This is a genomic window from Priestia sp. KCTC 13724 (assembly GCF_056820425.1).
Genome location: NZ_JBXDLD010000015.1, coordinates 1 through 19,131 on the forward strand (window position 1 = coordinate 1; position 19,131 = coordinate 19,131).

Genomic DNA, 19,131 nt, shown 5'->3' on the forward strand with positions numbered 1-19,131 from the left:
GCCTAAAATAATAAAATTGAAGATTTTGAGTCTTTTTAATAGTTAATTTAAATTAATGCAACACTAGTGATGATTTACATGATAAAAAGTTTAGTAAGTAAGGTGTACACAAAAGGTTCACACCATTTATAGGGGTTATTGCTTTTCTTTTCATTTACAATCCAGTAGGATATTGCTTAATCAAACCATCACGTGATGGTTTTTAAAGGGACGGTGACGCTTAGAGTTATTAGTTTGTAGCTAATTATTTGCGTAAAGAAGCGAAAGATAATCAATGTTTACAGAAGTGACTCCCTGAAAAAACTAGCTTTTGTTAAGCATTTGTCATCTGTTCTTTGAATTCTTTATGAGACGAGGCTATCAGAAAACGGAGATAATCTCAGTCAAGGTCAAAAGCAGCTGCTTGCTATCTCAAGAGTTCTACTTTCAGACCCATCATTACTTATCCTTGATGAAGCCACTAGCAATATTGATACTCGAACTGAGCTATAATACCTTCAACAGGCGCTAAGGGCGATATTACAAGGGAAAACAAGCTTTATCATTGCTCACCGACTAAATACTATTCGCCATGCCGATACAATTATGCTTATTGAAAACGGTGAAATTAAAGAAACTGGTAATCATAATGAGTTAATGAAAAAAGAAGGAGTATATTATCGTATGATCCAGCATCAATTCAAGGCTCCAAAAGCTCTCAGTCAATAATAAATGAAGCGAAAAGAAAAAGCTCAACATCTGATGTCATAAAGACAGATGTTGAGCTTTTTTATAAGGAGCTTTACATGAATACTTAACCCGTGACAAATAATAATGTGAAAAATCGATTGCGTAAAAATGAACAGACATAAGAAAATCTTTTCATCTTTAAAATAAAAATCAAATATTTGGATATTTCGTGTCTGAATTGTTAATTTGACAGTATAAAATTAACATTTTTTTTAGACTTTTTACACATAATTAAAGGATTTACAAAACGTTTACAAAAATCAAAATAAAAATTTACAAGCAGAGTTTACTCTATAAGAAATACGAATAGAGTGTCTTGGAGGTTTAGAGATGAAGCTTATAAGAAAGACAGCGATAGGATTACTTGTTCTATCTTTCGTTACTACTTTGGCAGCGTGTGGTTCTTCTGATACTAGCTCAGAAAATTCATCTGGCGGTAGCAATTACACACTAGCAATTTCAGGCTCAACGTCCGTTGGTCCTTTAGCTGAGAAGCTAGCAGCTAAATATGAAGAGAAAAATAACATTAATATAGAGATCAATCAAATTGGTTCTTCTGCTGGAATTACCAACGCAACAAGCGGTGTTTCAGAAATTGGCATGTCTTCACGTGACTTAAAAGAAGAAGAAAAAGCAACTGGCTTAAAAGAGCATATCATTGCTTACGATGGAATTGTGGTAATTACGCATCCTACAAATAAGGTCAAGAATCTTTCAATGGAAGAAGTAAAGAAAATCTTTACTGGTGAAATTACAAATTGGAAAGAGCTTGGTGGAGAAGACATGGAAATTGTCGTCGTTTCCCGAGAAGATGGATCAGGTTCAAGAGATGCATTTCAAGAAATTGTTGGCTACTCTTCTGGAGAGCTAATCAAAAACGCCATTGTTGCGAGTGGAAATGGAAACATTAAAACCACAGTTGCTACAAATAAGCACGCTATAGGATTTGTTTCATTTGAGTATATTGATGAATCTGTTGCTACTTTAAATATTAATGGAGTACAGCCTACAGCAGATAATGTATTGCAGCAAAAATATAGCTTATCAAGACCGTTTCTGTTTGTGAACAAACAAGAGACTTTAAGTGAAGAAGGTCAGAAATTCATTGATTATATCTTAAGTCCAGAAGGTCAAAAAATTGCATCGGATGCGGGCGTAATACCATTAAAATAAAACGGTACGTTTAAGCAATTTTGGAGGAATGAAGTATGTCAACGCCACCTATTAAAAATCAAAATCAAGAAGTTGAAAAATCGAATCGAATGAAGTACATGCTAGAGAAACTGTCGGGAAGATTATTTATGTTATGTGCTCTCCTTTCAGTAGTCAGCTTAGTATTAATTATCGGATTTGTATTTTATAAAGGATTTCATCCTTTTGTTACGCAAGGGTATAGCTTTATTGACTTTCTCTTTGGAGTAGATTGGGTACCTAGTGAAGATAAGTTCGGAATCTTTCCTATGATTGTAGCATCTGTCTTTGCTACGATTGGAGCACTCATTATCGGTGTACCAATTGCCTTGTTTACCGCTATCTTTTTAGCTGAAATTGCGCCTAAAAGCTTAGCGAAAATTGTTTCACCTGCTGTACAGCTTTTAGCGGGTATTCCGTCTGTACTATATGGAGTATTTGGATTAGCTGTTATTGTTCCTTTTCTACAAAATAATTTAGGGCTAGCTCGAGGTCAAAGTTTATTAGCGGTCATTTTAGTTTTAGCTATTATGATGTTACCAACGGTTGTTACAGTATCGGAAACGGCCATTCGTGCAGTGCCAAAAGCGTATCGTGAAGGGTCGTTAGCTCTTGGAGTTTCTAAGATTGGTACAATCTTCAAGGTAGTAGTCCCAGCGGCTAAGTCAGGTATTATGACAGCTGTTGTTTTAGGAATGGGTAGAGCAATTGGGGAAACGATGGCTGTTATATTAGTTGCAGGAAACAGCTTAATTATTCCATCTAGCTTAACTGATAGTGTACGTCCGTTAACGACTAACATTGCGCTAGAGATGGGGTATGCAGCAGGTACGCACCAAGAGATGCTTTTTGCTACAGGGATTGTGTTGTTCTCGTTTATTTTACTTTTAAATTTTGTATTGGCAAAGATCAGTTCAAAAGGAGGTAACTAAGTTGAGGAAGTTTAAAGATAATGTACTAAATGGACTGCTTTGGTTTTCAGCTTTTTTAACAGTTGCCGTCCTAGTTACTATCGTCGGATATATTTTTTATAAAGGCTATCGTTTAATTAACATTGATTTTATCTTTGGAGATTATTCACCTTCAGGACATGACGGTGGAATTTGGCCAATGATTGTCACAACTATCTATACAATTGTTATTTCATTGCTTATTGCCACACCAATTGGAATCTTGGCTGCTGTATACCTACAGGAATACGCAAAACAAGGAAAGCTAGTTAGAGTCATTCGCTTTGCCACGGAAAGTTTAACTGGGATTCCGTCCATTATTTACGGTTTGTTTGGTGCAGTATTTTTTGTTACGACGTTAAAGCTAGGTATGTCAATTATTTCGGCTTCTTTAACACTTACGATTATTGTTTTACCAGTTATTATTCGAACAACAGAAGAAGCATTAAAAGTTGTGCCACGCTCATATCGCGAAGGATCATTAGCTCTAGGTACAACAAAGTTACAAACTTTATATAAAGTCATTTTACCGAGCGCTATGCCGGGTATACTATCTGGTATCATCCTTTCAATCGGTCGTATCGTTGGTGAGTCAGCAGCAATTTTCTTAACAGCGGGAACGGTAGCTGCACTGCCAGAGAGTATTTTTTCTTCAGCTAGAACATTAACGGTTCATTCGTACTTAGTTACGCAAGAATCTGGAGATATTGAGCTTGCCGCGGCAATTGGAATTGTATTGATTGTGGTTATTTTGATGTTAAACTTTGCAACGACTTTTATATCTAAAAAGCTAAACAAAGCGGATTATTAAGAGAGGAGTCGAATGATGAATATAACTATTGATCGTCAGAAGGGTAGCAAAACAAACGTGTTAGGAAATGAGAGGCATTCTGATAAGAAGACAAAAATCAGCGTGAGTGATTTGAATTTGTTTTATGGAGAAAAACAAGCACTGTATTCAGTTTCCCTTGATATAAAAGAAAAAGAAGTCACTGCATTTATCGGTCCATCTGGTTGTGGTAAGTCAACATTTTTACGCACATTAAACCGAATGAACGATTTAATCGACAGTGTCAAAATCAGTGGAAAAGTAATTATTGATAATGAAAACATTTATGAGTCAAGCGATGTAATTAAGCTACGAACAAAAGTAGGAATGGTGTTTCAAAAAGCAAACCTATTTCCCATGAGCATCTATGATAATGTAGCGTATGGACCAAGAATGCATGGTATAAAAAATAAAAAAGAGCTAAACAAGATTGTTGAAGAGAGTTTACGTGGCGCTGCGATTTGGGATGAAGTAAAAGACCGCTTAAAGACATCCGCGCTTGGTTTATCAGGTGGACAACAACAGCGTGTTTGTATTGCTCGTGCAATTGCTATGAAACCAGATGTAATCTTAATGGATGAACCGACTTCAGCTTTAGATCCAATTTCTACTTTAAAAGTAGAAGAATTAATTACGCAGATGAAAAAAGATTATACAATTATTATTGTAACTCATAACATGCAGCAAGCCGCTCGTATCTCAGATAAAACTGCCTTTTTCTTAAATGGTGAGGTCGTTGAATACAGTTCTACAGATAAACTTTTCTCAGTTCCGCAAGATAAGCGAACAGAAGACTATATTACTGGTCGATTCGGCTAATTATGTACATGAAAAAATCCTAGGGAATTTATTTCCCGGGATTTTTTTATTGAAAGAGTGATGCTTTCCATTGAGAAATTCACTAAAATAAAGAAAACGGTAGAGAAAGCGAGTATGAGATGAGAATTCAAAAGTATATTAGCGAAACAGGCTTCTGTTCAAGAAGGCATACAAATCGCTTGATTATAGAAGGCAGAGTGACTGTAAACGGAGTCGTTAGTGATAAGAACACCATGATAGCAGAACATGATGAAGTTCTGATTGATGGAAGGCCTATCCCTCGTAAGGAACAGTCTGTTTATTTAGCGCTTCATAAGCCGGTAGGTATTACGTGTACCGCAGCTAAAGAAGTGGAGGGAAATATAATTGATTTTGTAAATTATCCAACGCGAATCTTTCCTGTTGGCCGCTTGGATAAAGCTTCCGAAGGGCTTATTTTAATGACAAATGACGGCGACATTTTCAACAAGATTCTTCGATCAGAGCATGGTCATGAAAAAGAGTATGTCGTTACAGTGGATAAGGTAATTACAGAGCAGTTCGTGCTGGAAATGGAAAGCGGTGTTGAGATTTTAAATACCATCACCAAGCCGTGTAAGGTCGAAAAAATAAGTGACAATGTGTTTAAGATTATTTTAACTCAAGGACTTAATCGGCAGATTAGAAGAATGTGTAAAGCATTAGGTTATCGAGTTGAGCGCCTGCAGCGGATTCGCATTATGAATATTCACCTAGGAAATTTAGAAGCGGGGGCTTGGAGAGAGCTATCACAGCAAGAATTAAATGAACTGTTGAAAGAGACTGAGACATAAGTAGTTCAGCCTCTACTATACCTGAACGATTGAGAGTTCATAACTTTTAATCGTTCAGGTTTTTTGGTTGATTGTGAAAACAATGTTGGAAACAGGGTGGAATGGAGCGTAGGACACTCGACTCCTGCGGGAAAGAGAGGGAAAACTGAGATCCCGCAGCGCAGCGAGGAAGCTCAGGTTCCTCCCCGCGGAAAGCGAGTGACCGTAGCGCAATGGAACGAACGAGTTAAGACAAATCAAAGAGATGGGAACAGCGAGTGTTCGTCTTTTAGAAGCAATCATTTTGTTATGTCCCAAACTCTTTTCTTTTAAACGTGGTATTCTAGAAGTAAGTTATGAATTGAAAGAAGGAATAAAAATGTACTTAACACTAAAAGAAGCAGCCGAGTATTTATCCTTACCTGAACAATATATTGAAAGTCTTATTCAGCAAGGAAAGATTCGTACTGTTTTTGACGGTGAACAATACGTAGTAAACAAAGAACAATTTAATACGCATTTTGAGCAGCTTGAAAAATATAAAAAGCAGATGGAAGAGTATTTAAGTGAGCCTATTCCAGAAGACATGGATGTAAAAGACGAAGATTAATTCTCACCCTTTTCAGAGGTGATTAAGCACGTTTCAGCCACTAAAAAGAGTATTTAAGTGCTGATATGCGCAAAAAATGTCGAAAAAAGAAAAAAATGACTGAAAATGTAGTTTTTAAGGGTTTGTTTTTTGTATAATAAAGGAAGAAGTTGAAAAAGGAGAATTATATTGGAACAAGCAAAACAATCAAAAATAATTATCTTTATTGCGGTGCTGTTCTTTTTCATTCTTTTTGCTGTTATTATGCTAAAAGCACAAGGGATTTTACATAATCAAGGGGCAGAACCAGATGAAAAAAAACATGTCGCTATTTTAACTAGTGATGTTATTGTAGATCAAAGTTGGGGAAGTTTAGCCTATAAAGGGAAAGTGGAAATTGAGAATGAATTCCCCGTCATTGCAAAGGTTTACACGAACTTCCGAAAGAAGTCTCCCTCTTCAAGCGTGTGAAGGGCGTAGCCCAACGGTAAGGGGGAGATGAATTTCGGTTGGGCGACAGCCCAAAGGCTTTTCCTTTTGCCTTTATGCTCAATATGTTATAATCAGTCTTATAAAGCATAAGGATTGATATAACAATGAATTTAGACAGTAATAACCATTCAGTGTTCTTGATGTATTATCATCTTGTATTAGTGGTTAAGTATCGAAGGAAAGTAATAGATGACACCATTTCAGACTATGCCAAAGATAAATTTGTGTCTTTGAGCGAAAAATATAATATCACATTGCTTGAATGGAACCACGATATTGACCATGTTCATATTTTGTTCAAAGCACAACCCAACAGTGAATTATCGAAATTCATCAATGCCTATAAAAGTGCGAGTTCGAGACTCATCAAGAAAGATTTTCCTCATGTTCGTAAAAAGTTATGGAAAGAAATGTTTTGGTCAAGAAGTTTTTGTTTGTTGACGACTGGTGGTTCACCTATTGAAGTAGTTAAAAAATATATTGAAAATCAGGGGATAAAGTGAGGTGATTTGATATGGCTAAACAAAATAAAGCATACAAGTTCAGAATATATCCAACAGATGAACAGGCTTTGATTATGCGCAAAACTTTCGGTTGTGTTCGCTTTGTCTATAACAAAATGTTAGCAGAAAGAATAGAAACGTATGAAAGTCTAAAAGACGATAAAGAAGCATTGAAGAAGGTGAAACACCCCACTCCTGCAAAATATAAAAAGGAATTTGAATGGCTAAAGGAAGTAGACTCGTTAGCGTTAGCAAACGCACAGCTAAATTTGGATAAAGCTTATAAAGCTTTTTTCAAAGGAAATGCCAAGTTCCCAAAGTTCAAAAGTAAACGACACAAACAAAGCTACACAACCAATGTTGTTAATGGAAACATTCAATTGTTGGATGGTCATATCAAATTACCTAAATTGAAAATGGTCAAAATCAAACAACATCGAAAGATACCATCAGAATACAAAATCAAATCTTGCACCCTATCGATGACCGCATCAGGAAAATACTATATTTCCATTTTGACAGAGTACGAAAAGAAAATTGATTGTAAAGAGATTGAAAAAATAGTTGGGTTAGATTTTGCGATGGATGGTCTATTTGTCGATAGTGAGGGTGAGAAAGCCAATTACTCTAAGTTTTATCGACAAATGCTTGAGAAATTAACAAAAGAACAACGCAAACTATCTCGTAAGAAGAAAGGTTCTTCTAATTGGGATAAACAACGTATTCGAGTGGCTAAAATTCAAGAGAAAGTCGCCAATCAACGCAAGAATTTCCTTCACCATAAATCAAAAGAATTAGTCACAACTTATGATGCCGTCATCATTGAAGATTTGGATATGAAAGGCATGTCGCAAGCACTAAGGTTTGGCAAAAGTGTCGCTGATAATGGTTGGGGAATGTTCACGTCTTTCTTACAGTACAAATTAAAAGAACAAGGGAAACAACTTGTCAAAATCGACAAATGGTTCCCATCTACCCAATCTTGTTCGAATTGTGGAAATATCCAACCAATGCCTATGAACATTCGAACTTACGCTTGTTCGTGTGGTCTAAATCTCGATAGAGATTATAATTCAGCACTAAATATCAAAAAAGAAGGCATCCGCTTATTAGCAAGTGCCTAATAAAATATAAACTCTTGGAACAAGAGGGTTAGCTTGGTCCATTTCGTCAGCTACCAAAAGTGGCGATTACCCAAGAAGCCCCCACTTCAAGCAACCCGTAAGGGTGGTAAGTGGTGGGAGTAGTTCACAACAAGTAGTAACAAAGTAGGTCTTATTGATGCATTTGAAGCTCGTGAAAAGAATAAAGGCTTTGAAAATGGGCTAATGGCGGCGGATCAGAATATTGAATTCTTTTACCGAGTGGTAAATAGTCGAGATGATAGTAAAAAAGCTGTTGAGTTGATGAATGAGTTAGTAGACCAAGGAGTCGACGTCATTTATACTAAAGGAAATTCATACAATCGAGATATTATTAGTGTAGCTAAAGAAAAAGGAATTTATGTCATAGGTTATCTTGATGATCAATCGTATATGGGAGAGAGTCAAGTACTGACAAGCGTTATCAATGATGTACCACAGTCTTATCGCTCCATTATGGAGGACTATTTTAGCGAAAGCGGTTTACCATCAGGAACGGTGGTTTTAGATGAGAATGATGGTGTTTATCGACTTGCTCCTTTTGGTCCTATGTACACAGAAAAAGAGAAGAGCGCAATCGAGGATAGCATAGAAGAATAGTAGCAGGAAGCTAGCAATATAGAAAGTATACAAAGAAAGAGATGATTATGAAGAATGTGATAAGTAAGCTTTTGTTTCGGAGTAAAATCCTAAGTTCACTCTTGGTTATTGCCTTGTTGTTGAGCAGCCTGTCGTTTATTTTTGTATATTCAATCGATGATTTGAGTGTTGTTAGCCAAAAGTTAAAAGACGAAGAGATCCCAGAATTAGTTTGGCTTTCTTACTGGGAAGAAGAGCTGCATGTTAAGCAATACATTGTTTCAAATAATTTAGACAGAAATGATTGCTGTACGAGTGTAGTAACGGAATATAAACAATACGGAAACCATGCAATAAGCAGAGTGGAGAATGATCAGGTAGCTTTTCCAGCATCGCTCCAGCAATTGAAAGAACAAATCCAACTACTTGACTTCCAAATAAATAATAATGTCGCAGGATTAATCGCTTACGAAGATCAAGAAGCAGCTGCTACTTATCTTGACGAGGTTTACTTGCCTCAGCTATACAAGGTACAAGCAGAAATTCAGGATCAAAAAAAAGACGTATCAAATTCCTTAGGTCAATTGTCTGGTGATTTACCGCTTATTATTCGAAACGCACTAATTGGGTTATTAATTTCAATGGTTGTCATTGTATTCTTATCGATTCTTATCTCTTACCGGATGAGCAGAATGCTTACCAAACCTGTGGAAAGCATGACTGCACGAGTCGATCGGATTGCCGATGGTGAGTACGGTTTACGATTAGAAGAAGAGAAGCAAATCGAGTTTCTTAGACTGAGCAAATCAATAAATAAGATGTCTCAAAATCTTTCTGAGTCTTTCCATAAGATAAAGGCAGAGAAGACATACCGCGAGCAAATATTGAACTCATTGCCTGTTGGTATTATTACAGTTAATCATTGCAATAATCATCTTTTCTTAAATGCAGCAGTAAAAAAGATGTTAATGATTAGCTTAAGCGATGTTCAACATGCTTTACATCATGAAGGGAACGACAATGAAGCATTTTGGCGTATTTTGCGTGAGAAAAAAGTAAAAAAGCATCAAAAAGTAACGTACCAGCTCAATCAAGAAGAACGCTGCCTGCTGGTTTCTCAATCACAGCTAGTAGACGATGAAAACAATGTGGTCGGCCGTATCTTCCATTTCATCGACATTACTGATACCGAACAGTTAGAATGTCGCATGCATCAAACAGAGAAACTGGCGCTAGTAGGAGAACTAGCTGCAGGAGCAGCTCATGAAATTCGTAATCCATTAGCAGTTATTCATGGTTTTTTATCACTTATGAACCATGGGCTTTCTGTAGATGAGCGTAAATCGTTTCAGGTTGAGTTACTGCTTAAAGAGCTTGAACGAATTAATTCCATCGTAGAAGAAATGCTGATGCTTGCAAAGCCTAGAGCACCCGTTATGAAAGCAAAAAGAATTGATTATGTACTAGAAGAAATCATTTCGTTTATTACCGCTAATAATCAAGCCTTTACGATTCAAGTAGAGATGGAAAAAGCAATGGTTTGGATTGATGATAAACAAATAAAGCAAGTGGTTCATAACCTGTTGCGCAATAGCATAGAAGCTATGGGTGGGGCTGGCAGGATGGAAATCACCGGAATGGTGAAGAGAAATCAATACTGCATTTATCTAAAAGATAGTGGTACTGGCATCCCAGAAGAGGTTCAAAAAAGTATTTTTTATCCGTTTACTACATCGAAGGAAAACGGCACGGGATTAGGTTTAACCATCGTGAAGACGATTCTTCAAAATCACGGTGGAGATATTGAGTTAGTGGAAACATCTGAAAAAGGAACAACGTTTATGATGACGTTGCCAATAAATTAAAAGACTGCCTGAGCACCAGGCAGTCTTTTAATTTATTGTTCGGTTAAAATAACCGGTCCCTCTTTCGTAATTGCAATGGTATGCTCGTACTGAGCAGATAGTTTTCCATCTGTTGTACGCGCTGTCCATCCGTTTTTGTCCATTTTGGAATGCCAAGTTCCTACGTTTACCATCGGTTCAATTGTAATAACCATACCTTCTTTTAAACGAGGTCCTTTCCCAGGCTTGCCATAGTGGAAAATGGTTGGCTCTTCGTGCATTGTGTTACCAATGCCGTGTCCTGTAAAGTCACGAACGACAGAAAAGCCTTCTCCTTCTACGTAAGATTGGATAGCATAGCCAATATCACCTGTTCGATTTCCAACCTGTGCTTGCTCTATGCCTTTGTATAATGCGTTGTACGTTACATCCATTAAGCGCTCTGCTTCCTCAGAGATTTCCCCAACTTTATGAGTCCATGCTGAATCAGCCAAAGCTCCGTTTAAGTTAACCACCATATCAATAGTAACAATATCTCCGCTTTTTAAAGGTGTCTTCGTTGGGAAGCCGTGGCAGATTTCGTCGTTCAATGATGCACATGTTGCGAACTGGTACCCTTTATAACCCTTTTGCTCTGGCGTAGCACCGTGTTTCTCTAAAAATTTTTCAACAAATTGGTCAATTTGATGCGTCGTAATACCTGGCTTAATCATTTGTTCAATCTCTTTATGACATTGAGCCAATAACTTACCTGCTTCATGCATTAAGTTAATTTCGCGTTCACTTTTTAATGAAATCAAGTAAACTCCTCCTTTTGAATGTATATTCTCTATATCTAAAATGGATTTTTTAAAAATCCAAACTAAGTTTAATCCAAAGTTTATGATAACGCTCCCTAAACTAAAAAAGCAAGAAACCCGCTTGATTTCATGTTTGTAAAAAGGGCATTCAGGGGAGAGTAAAAATGAGACTTCAGCTATAGTTATGGTATAGTTAAAAGATAGAATGAATAATTTAGGAGGGTATGCAGCGATGACTCGAGGAAAAACGTTTACTGGTTATGTTGGAACGTATACAAAAGGTTCAAGTGAAGGAATATACACATTTACATTTGATGCAGAGAAAAAGGAATTAAGAGATGTACGAGCAGTAGCTAAAATCGATAATCCTACATATGTGAACATTAGTAAGAGCAATGAATACTTATATGCTGTTGTAAAAGAAGGAGATAAGGGAGGCGTAGCTTCTTATAAAATCAATTCTGAAAACGGCGATTTAACGTTTGTGAATAAACAAATGCTTGAAGGGCCTTCACCATGTTATGTGACGGTTAACGATAGCAATAACCAAGTATTAACTGCCAATTATCATCGAGGAAGTATTGAGTCATACGTAACTTCTCCTCAAAGTGGCGAAGTGTGGCCAGCCACTTCAGTTATGCAACATGAAGGTAAAGGCCCAAATAAAGATCGTCAAGAAAAGCCACACGCTCACTATTCAGACTTTACGCCAGACGGTAAGTACGCTGTAGCAGTGGATCTTGGCACAGATGAAATTATCACGTATGCTGTTGGAGAAGAAGGGAAGTTAACAAAAGCTCAAACGTTTAACACGGCACCTGGCGCTGGACCAAGACACTTAACTTTCCATCCAAACGGCAAGTACGCGTATGTGATGACAGAGTTAAGCAACGAAGTGTTAGTGTTAGAGTATAACGCGCAAGACGGGAGCTTTACACAACTACAAGCAATCGCAACGCTACCAGCGGATTTTACTGAAAATAGCCAAGGAAGTGCGATTCATATCTCATCAGATGGCCGCTTCGTCTATGCTGGAAACCGTGGGCATAATACGATTGCAACGTTTGCGGTCAATGAAGACGGTCGTAAACTTATATTTGTTGAGTGGACGGATACAAAAGGAGACTGGCCACGCGATTTCGTATTAGATCCAACAGAGCAATTTATTATTGCATCTAATCAAGAGACTGGAAACTTAGTGCTGTTTGAACGAAATGAAGAAACAGGGAAGTTAACGTTTTTAGATTCAATCGTTGATGTGCCGTACGCGGTTTGCGTAAAGTTTTTAAATATATAAATTAACTTGTTGTTTGAAAAACCTATCCGCCTAAGTGGATAGGTTTTTTCGGTTTATCAACAGGAAATTTAGATGATAGTAAAGAACATGGAGAATGTAAGGTTAGAGAAAGGGTGAAATGATTAATGTTTAACAGCAAATATCCATTAGTTCAAGCACCGATGGCAGGAGGAGTATCTACACCTAAGCTAGCGGCTGCTGTTTGCAAAGCTGGCGGAGTGGGCTTTCTGGCAGGAGGGTATAAAACAACATCTGCTCTAAAAGAAGAAATAGAAGAGCTGAAAAAGCAAAAACCCGGTGTGTTTGGTGTGAATTTGTTTGTACCAGAAGAAGAAAGAAACTATGACTTCAAAAAATATGAACAGCATATAAAGCGTATTGCTGTTACGTTGCAGGCAGAAGTAGGCGTTCCAAGGTACCATGACGATGAATGGCAGAATAAGCTCGTTCTCTTAACAAATCACCCTGTTCCACTGGTTAGTTTTACGTTTGGCTGTCCATCAAAAGATGTCATTCTAGCGTTGCAGGAGAAGGGGACGTTCGTCATCGTAACGGTAACAACACCAAAAGAAGCTAAACTGGCAGCTGAAGCAGGGGCGGATGCACTCTGCTTGCAGGGAATTGAAGCGGGTGGCCATCGAGGAAGCTTTGACAACCAAGAGGAGAAAGAGGAAGACTATGGGGTTTTAGAGCTGATTGATCTTGTGAAAAAGCAGTCTAGCTTGCCGCTTATTGCTGCCGGTGGAATTATGGATAAAGATGATGTAGAGATAGTATTGACTGCTGGGGCTAGTGCCGTTCAAGTAGGAACAGCATTTCTTTGTTGTAAGGAAAGTGGAGCAAACCCTACATATAAAAAAGCATTATTAAATAAAACATATAAGGAGACGGCCGTCACGCGAGCTTTTACAGGCAGACGTGCTAGAGGTTTGGCTAATGCGTTTCTGATTTCACATACTGACTCAGCCCCAGCAGCCTATCCGCACGTTCACTATATGACGCAGCCACTTCGGAAAAAAGCTGCTGAGCAAGGGGCGGTAGATTACCTTTCACTTTGGGCTGGAGTTGGTCATAATAAAGTGAAAAGCTGCTCAGCGCAAGAGATTGTAGGGTCCTTAATGACGTAAAAAACCAGAGGCCTACTTAGCCTCTGGTTTTTTTACGATTGGACAAAATGCTTATGCTTTTCATGATGGAAGTTTCCACCTAAATCTTCTACTTTCTCTTTTGTTTCTTGTAAAATTGCTCTTGCTTCCACTTTTTGTTCATCTGTTAATCCTTGTAATAGACGACTTTTACGTTCTGGTAAGGTGATTCCCATTTCTTTAAGCTTTGCGATACCTTCTTCTTTTGTAATGGAACCTTCTTTAATTTGATTCATAATCTTTTTCGCTTGTTCTTTTTGCTCTTCCGTTAAATTGGAAAACGGGTGTTTATGCATTTTTTCAGGCAGGTTAATACCTTGTTCTTTTAACTTAGTATAGGCTTCTTCTTTTGTTAAAGAGCCATCTTTTACTTGTTCCATAATGCTGTGGAACTGCTCTTTTTGCTCCTGTGTTAAGTTGTGGAAAGGATGATCTTTCTTCTCGGGAAATTCCACACCGAGCTTTTCTAATTTTGTTTTTGCCTCGTTCATAACTGCATCCACTTTTTCTTGTGTTTCTGCATCTAGCTGAACGTCATCTTTATAGTGATTTGTTCGCTGAACGATTGTACTTTCACCTACGTTGTCTTTTGTTGCCGCAAACACAGGTGTGTTTACCGCTGCTACTGCGCAGAGAGTTAAACTGCTGGCCAACACATAGCCAAGCCACTTCTTGTTCATTTTTCTCACTCCTTTTTATGTTAAGTTCCCCGATAAAGGAAAAACATATGAGAAGTATGTTGTTCACATTTGATAATGTAACCAGCAATAGTGAAAAAATGGTGAAAGTGGCAAAAAGATTTAAAAAAGATGAGAGGAGCATATTTCCAAGAGTGAATTTCTTTTCATTCACCTCCGAGTATACTATGCTTATTCTTAATTCGTTACATGTATAGGCAAGGAGCATGAATAAAAACATGAATGCTGTAGGAACAATTCTAAAGTTGCTATTAGTTGGCATCATTGTATATGGATTAATCTTTTTCGCTCAAAAAAATTGGCCAATTTCACCTTTTGGCCCCAGCTTAAATGAGTTTAAAGACGCAACGGATCTTCATCCCGCTGTAGTTGAAAAAAGAGATCAGCTTATCGAACAAACAAAAGCACAGGGAATAGATGTTGTCATTACGGATGGCTTTCGATCATTTGAAGAACAAGACGAGCTTTATGCCCGTGGCCGAACGACTGAAGGACAGATTGTTACGTATTCAAAAGGTGGCGAGTCTTATCATAATTATGGTCTAGCTATCGATTTCGCTTTGCGAATAGATAATGGTGATATTATCTGGGATATGGAGTATGACGGCAATGGTAACGGCAAGTCGGATTGGATGGAAGTAGCTGAAATTGGTAAAGAGCTTGGTTTTGAATGGGGAGGAGACTGGGAAGGATTTAAAGATTATCCGCATTTTCAGTTAAGGCCTGAAGATATAAAATAGAGACTGAGACATAAGTAATTCAGTCAATGATAAACCTAAACGATTGAGAGTTCCTCACTTTTAATCGTTCAGGTTTTTTGTTGATTGTGAAAACAATCAATGTTGGAAACAGAGTGGAATAGAGCGAAGGACACTCGACTCCTGCGGAAAACGAGTGGCCGTATCGCAATGGAACGAACGTGTTCAGATAACCTAAAGAGATGGGAACAGCTAGTGTTCGTCTTTTAGAAGCAATCATTTTGTTATGTCCCAAACTCTTCTATATAAAAGGGGATTAGTCATCCCACTCAACATTCAATACATTTCCGTTCATCGCATCAATATCAACGTTGACTTCATGATTATCGTCAGTGTGAATTTCAATCTCATAGCGCAGCTGATTATCGTCGCGGTCTAACTCTGTTTCAACAATCGTTCCAGCTTGCTCTTTTAATGCTAATTTTTTTGCTTCCTCTAATGAAAGTTTAGCTTCTTCAATACTTATCCCATCATCACGGTCATCGTCATCGTCACTATCTAAGCGTTCTTGATCAAACTCCACTACTTTTCCAGAGTTGAAATCAATGTCCACATCGTATTCAAATTCACCGTTTACGATATCAAATTCATACTTTTTCGTTCTATCATCTGTATCCACGCTCATCTTTGTGATGTTTCCACCATTTGTTTGTTCTAACGCAATTTCTTTTGCTTGCTCTTCTGAAATGGTTGTTGAGTTCGCTGATACAGATTGTAAAGGCTGTTTATCTGTCATAGCGTAAGCACCAGCACCTAATCCACCTAAAATTAAAGTTCCCGTTAATAACGTCGTCGCAAGTTTCATAATCAATAACCTCCTTGTTTTGTTTACATGCTTATCATATCCAGCGAAGATTAAAAGAAAAGGAGAGAAAGATTAGAATTTGATGAGAAATTGGATAGTTTTTGAGAGAATGCTCTCATAATTCATAGAAATAAGCTTATCCACGCTACAAAAGTAGCAGGATAAGCTTTTAATCATCATCGGTCTCAAATTGGATTGATATGATTTCACCTGAATACGCATCGATGAGTACAGTTGCTCCTTCATCTGGGCTTTGATCAATCTCCACTTCGTATAAAAGCTGGTCGTCATCATCTTCTAGTTCAACAGATGAAATGGTGCCCTTTACTTTTTCTAACGCAATTTTTTTTGCTCCTTCTTTGCTGATAAGAGTAGTTAACTGTTCATTTTTTGGGGGATTAGAGATATTTTCGATTGAACCATCTGGGCGGCTGACTTTCACAATATGAGTGCCATCATCACTTTTAATTGTTATATCGTAGTGTTCATTGCTTTCTTTTACGTTTTCAACAGTACCTTGTACACGTTCAAGAGCTTTCTTTTTTGCTTGCTCCTCAGTGAGCTGTGGAGGAGATTTCTCTTGGTTTGTTGATTCACTCACTTTTGAAAAATCGACAATGTCACCTGAAACTCCATCAACCATGATTTCGTACGTATTGTTTTGATTGGTAAGCTGTACGTGAAACTGATTGTCTACTTTTTTAATTCGCTCAATCTGACCTTCATATTTTTGCTTAACGAGGCTTTGTATGTCGCTTTCTGATAAAGAAGAAGCATTTGTATTGTTTAAAGCTGTTACCCAATACCAAATTCCGATGGCTACAGCCAGCGCGCTTAAAACCATAATAAATGTTCGTTTCATAGTATCACCTCCAACTGATTATCTCATTGGTTTATGATAATGAAGTTAAAAGAAGATTAAAATTTCATGAGAAATAGATTGGCAAGTGAACTTGTACGATGGTTCCTTTACCTTCTTCACTATCGATATGAATAGTACCTTGATGTGCTTTAATAATTTTTGCTGCAATGGCCAGACCTAATCCAGAGCCACCAGTCTCGCGGTTTCTTGCTTTATCTACGCGGAAAAAGCGCTCATAAACGTGAGCCAAATCCTCTTTTGGAATACCGATTCCCTGGTCTGTAATTGTAATAAGACACATGTTCTCTGCTGAGGTGGATACGGTTAACTCTATTGATTCCTCGCTATATTTAATCGCATTATCTAGTAAAATATAAAGAAGCTGCTTAAGCTTTTGCTCATCGCTACTAACTTGAATTGGATGCGGTGAAGGCTTTACATGAATTGTTCGCTGGAATGCTTGCTGCAGACTGCGACCCGTTTCAATACATAGGGTGTTAATATCAGTTGGCTGTATATGTAAGTCCAACTGGGAGTCATCTTTTGCTAAGACAAGCATTTGCTCTGTTAAAGTCTTCATCCGAATTGACTCTGAGTGAATGGATTCAACCGCTTCTTCCAGTATGTCAGGTCGCTTCATTCCCCAGCGCTTTAGCATATTCGCATAGCTTTCAATGACTGTAAGCGGTGTTTTTAGCTCATGGGAAGCATCAGATACGAACTGTTCCTGTTTTTTATAGTTTTCTTCAAGTAAATCCATCATGTTGTTAAACGTATTAGCCATTTGGTCAAGCTCATCTTTAGAGGATGACTTCGTTGTAATTCGTTTAAAGGTACGTGAGGTTTGAATATCTTCCATTGTATAAATGAGTGATTGAATTGGCTGTAAAACCACCTTGCTTAAAAAGCGACCACCAATAACGGTTGGAACTAAAATAATAAAAGAAGCCACAATTAGAATAATGCGTAAAATCCCTAAAGACTGCTCAACATCCACTAATCGTTCGGTAAGTTCCAGGCTCACAACATTATCGTTTGTCCAAATAATAGGCATTGATGCACTTGCATAAATGGCGCCTGATTCCTGTGTAACATCGGTGTGTTCATTTGTTCGGTAGGTTGCATTTAAACTGCGAAGCGATAGCTCATCCTTTAAGGTTGTTAGCAACGATTTGTTATTTTCATCAATAATGCGAATCATCCCGTTTAAAGGGACGTAAGCATTGAATAAGTTTCGTGGTTCAACAGCGGTTGAGCCACTTCTGTTAAAGCCCTCTGCAATATCATCAACTTGACTATCCAAGCGTTCTATGGCATTGTCTGTCATGGTTTTTTTAAAGATAAAGTAGATTGAGCTATTGGTTACGAGAAGCAGCAAGATAAGAAGGAGCGTTGTAAATAACGTAATTTTCGTTTTTAGCTTCATCTCATTTATTCCTTTAACATGTAGCCAACGCCACGTACAGTATGAAGGTAAGGAGTTGAATAAGGTGCATCAAGCTTTTTGCGAAGATAGCGAATGTATACATCTACTACGTTTGTATCTCCGTAGTAATCAAATCCCCACACATTTGTCAGAAGTTGTTCCCGACTAAGAACTTGATTTTGATTCTTTAATAAGTAAATAAGCAAATCAAATTCTCTTGGTGTCAGTTCAATTGTATTTTTTTCTCTTGTGACTATCCGCGTTTTTTCATCAACGGTTAAGTCGCCAATTTGAAGGAGTGGGTTTTCTTCAATAGCAGTAGACTGGTTGCGAAGCCAAACGCGAATGCGGGCAAGTAGCTCTTCAATTTCAAATGGCTTCGTCATATAATCGTTTGCCCCTAAATCAAGTCCGCTAATTTTATCAGGAAGTGAATCGCGAGCTGTTAACAAAATCACTGGTGTAAGCTGATTGGTAGATCGAATTCTTCTCAATACTTCAAGACCACTTAACCCTGGAAGCATGACGTCAAGAATGAGTAAATCAAATTGTTGACTCTGAAATAGCGATAGCCCTTCTGTGCCAGTATGAGCAGTAGCAGTTTCGTATCCCTCGTATTCCAGCTCAAGTTGAATAAGCCTTGCAATTTTCTTTTCGTCTTCAATTATTAAAATCTTTCCTTTGCTCACGGTAAACCTCCTCAAAAACAGTTTGTAATTGCGTACATTATAGCATGAAAAGAAGCCGCAAGCTGTTTTTAATGAAATAGTAATAGATTTTCAAATAAAGGTTGATTTATATATAATATTAATGAATGATCACTAGTGTTGCATTAATTTAAATTAACTATTAAAAAGACTCAAAATCTTCAATTTTATTATT

General features: G+C 37.6%; 21 protein-coding genes and 1 pseudogene. 16 read left to right on the forward strand and 6 right to left on the reverse strand.

Annotated features, from left to right (window positions below; genetic code table 11):
• Positions 1-345 precede the first annotated feature (345 nt).
• The 13 genes and pseudogenes from AC1UFB_RS01495 to AC1UFB_RS01555 form a co-directional block, all read left to right on the forward strand.
• Positions 346-708: pseudogene (locus AC1UFB_RS01495) on the forward strand (ATP-binding cassette domain-containing protein); the annotation flags it as partial.
• 351 nt (positions 709-1,059) lie between these two features.
• Positions 1,060-1,902, forward strand: a complete 843-nt coding sequence (locus AC1UFB_RS01500; protein ID WP_482588369.1) for a phosphate ABC transporter substrate-binding protein — start codon at positions 1,060-1,062, stop codon at positions 1,900-1,902.
• A gap of 35 nt (positions 1,903-1,937) precedes the next feature.
• Positions 1,938-2,852, forward strand: coding sequence for a phosphate ABC transporter permease subunit PstC (pstC, locus tag AC1UFB_RS01505; protein ID WP_225002164.1), 915 nt, complete (start codon positions 1,938-1,940; stop codon positions 2,850-2,852).
• Between the two features lies 1 nt (position 2,853).
• On the forward strand, positions 2,854-3,681 hold the full coding sequence (gene pstA / locus AC1UFB_RS01510) for a phosphate ABC transporter permease PstA (RefSeq protein WP_482588371.1): 828 nt from the start codon (positions 2,854-2,856) through the stop codon (positions 3,679-3,681).
• A gap of 15 nt (positions 3,682-3,696) precedes the next feature.
• Entirely contained in the window at positions 3,697-4,518 is an 822-nt protein-coding gene (pstB, locus tag AC1UFB_RS01515; RefSeq protein ID WP_025907608.1) for a phosphate ABC transporter ATP-binding protein PstB, read from the forward strand.
• A 119-nt stretch (positions 4,519-4,637) separates the two neighbouring features.
• The gene (locus tag AC1UFB_RS01520; protein WP_482588374.1) at positions 4,638-5,330 is read left to right on the forward strand and encodes a pseudouridine synthase; all 693 of its coding nucleotides are present in this window, start codon (positions 4,638-4,640) and stop codon (positions 5,328-5,330) included.
• A 96-nt stretch (positions 5,331-5,426) separates the two neighbouring features.
• Positions 5,427-5,642, forward strand: coding sequence for a hypothetical protein (locus AC1UFB_RS01525; RefSeq protein WP_139325241.1), 216 nt, complete (start codon positions 5,427-5,429; stop codon positions 5,640-5,642).
• A 46-nt stretch (positions 5,643-5,688) separates the two neighbouring features.
• Complete coding sequence (locus AC1UFB_RS01530) at positions 5,689-5,919, forward strand: excisionase family DNA-binding protein (RefSeq protein ID WP_025907605.1); 231 nt, start codon at positions 5,689-5,691, stop codon at positions 5,917-5,919.
• 168 nt (positions 5,920-6,087) lie between these two features.
• Complete coding sequence (locus AC1UFB_RS01535; protein WP_482588376.1) at positions 6,088-6,369, forward strand: hypothetical protein; 282 nt, start codon at positions 6,088-6,090, stop codon at positions 6,367-6,369.
• Between the two features lie 125 nt (positions 6,370-6,494).
• Positions 6,495-6,893 (forward strand): IS200/IS605 family transposase, encoded by a 399-nt coding sequence (gene tnpA / locus AC1UFB_RS01540; RefSeq protein ID WP_025910142.1) that lies wholly within the window; start codon positions 6,495-6,497, stop codon positions 6,891-6,893.
• Between the two features lie 11 nt (positions 6,894-6,904).
• Positions 6,905-8,017, forward strand: coding sequence for an RNA-guided endonuclease TnpB family protein (locus AC1UFB_RS01545; RefSeq protein WP_482588378.1), 1,113 nt, complete (start codon positions 6,905-6,907; stop codon positions 8,015-8,017).
• Between the two features lie 153 nt (positions 8,018-8,170).
• Entirely contained in the window at positions 8,171-8,635 is a 465-nt protein-coding gene (locus AC1UFB_RS01550; protein WP_482588387.1) for a BMP family ABC transporter substrate-binding protein, read from the forward strand.
• Between the two features lie 47 nt (positions 8,636-8,682).
• Complete coding sequence (locus AC1UFB_RS01555) at positions 8,683-10,479, forward strand: sensor histidine kinase (protein ID WP_482588380.1); 1,797 nt, start codon at positions 8,683-8,685, stop codon at positions 10,477-10,479.
• Positions 10,480-10,511: 32 nt separating this feature from the next.
• Here the strand turns inward: AC1UFB_RS01555 and map are convergent, their stop codons facing one another.
• A complete protein-coding gene (gene map, locus AC1UFB_RS01560) occupies positions 10,512-11,258 on the reverse strand; it encodes a type I methionyl aminopeptidase (protein ID WP_025907602.1) in 747 nt (248 codons plus the stop codon).
• Positions 11,259-11,490: 232 nt separating this feature from the next.
• Between map and AC1UFB_RS01565 the strand changes: the two genes are divergently transcribed.
• The gene (locus AC1UFB_RS01565) at positions 11,491-12,555 is read left to right on the forward strand and encodes a lactonase family protein (protein ID WP_025907600.1); all 1,065 of its coding nucleotides are present in this window, start codon (positions 11,491-11,493) and stop codon (positions 12,553-12,555) included.
• Positions 12,556-12,680: 125 nt separating this feature from the next.
• Positions 12,681-13,682: a nitronate monooxygenase gene (locus tag AC1UFB_RS01570; RefSeq protein ID WP_119543916.1), complete on the forward strand. Its 1,002-nt coding sequence runs from the start codon at positions 12,681-12,683 to the stop codon at positions 13,680-13,682.
• Positions 13,683-13,714: 32 nt separating this feature from the next.
• Here AC1UFB_RS01570 and AC1UFB_RS01575 read toward each other — a convergent pair whose 3' ends face one another.
• The gene (locus tag AC1UFB_RS01575) at positions 13,715-14,380 is read right to left on the reverse strand and encodes a hypothetical protein (protein WP_277717084.1); all 666 of its coding nucleotides are present in this window, start codon (positions 14,378-14,380) and stop codon (positions 13,715-13,717) included.
• A gap of 236 nt (positions 14,381-14,616) precedes the next feature.
• On the opposite strand from AC1UFB_RS01575, the gene AC1UFB_RS01580 reads away from it, so the two are divergent.
• Positions 14,617-15,138 carry a M15 family metallopeptidase gene (locus tag AC1UFB_RS01580; RefSeq protein ID WP_222483014.1) on the forward strand — a complete coding sequence of 174 codons (522 nt, stop codon included), beginning with the start codon at positions 14,617-14,619 and terminating at the stop codon, positions 15,136-15,138.
• A gap of 274 nt (positions 15,139-15,412) precedes the next feature.
• Here AC1UFB_RS01580 and AC1UFB_RS01585 read toward each other — a convergent pair whose 3' ends face one another.
• The 4 genes from AC1UFB_RS01585 to AC1UFB_RS01600 all read right to left on the reverse strand — a co-directional run bounded on the left by AC1UFB_RS01585 (position 15,413) and on the right by AC1UFB_RS01600 (position 18,938).
• Positions 15,413-15,961, reverse strand: coding sequence for a PepSY domain-containing protein (locus tag AC1UFB_RS01585; protein ID WP_025907592.1), 549 nt, complete (start codon positions 15,959-15,961; stop codon positions 15,413-15,415).
• Between the two features lie 169 nt (positions 15,962-16,130).
• Complete coding sequence (locus tag AC1UFB_RS01590; RefSeq protein ID WP_482588384.1) at positions 16,131-16,823, reverse strand: PepSY domain-containing protein; 693 nt, start codon at positions 16,821-16,823, stop codon at positions 16,131-16,133.
• A 64-nt stretch (positions 16,824-16,887) separates the two neighbouring features.
• A complete protein-coding gene (locus tag AC1UFB_RS01595; protein WP_076512837.1) occupies positions 16,888-18,249 on the reverse strand; it encodes a sensor histidine kinase in 1,362 nt (453 codons plus the stop codon).
• Positions 18,250-18,254: 5 nt separating this feature from the next.
• A complete protein-coding gene (locus tag AC1UFB_RS01600; RefSeq protein ID WP_061786460.1) occupies positions 18,255-18,938 on the reverse strand; it encodes a response regulator transcription factor in 684 nt (227 codons plus the stop codon).
• Positions 18,939-19,131 lie beyond the last annotated feature (193 nt).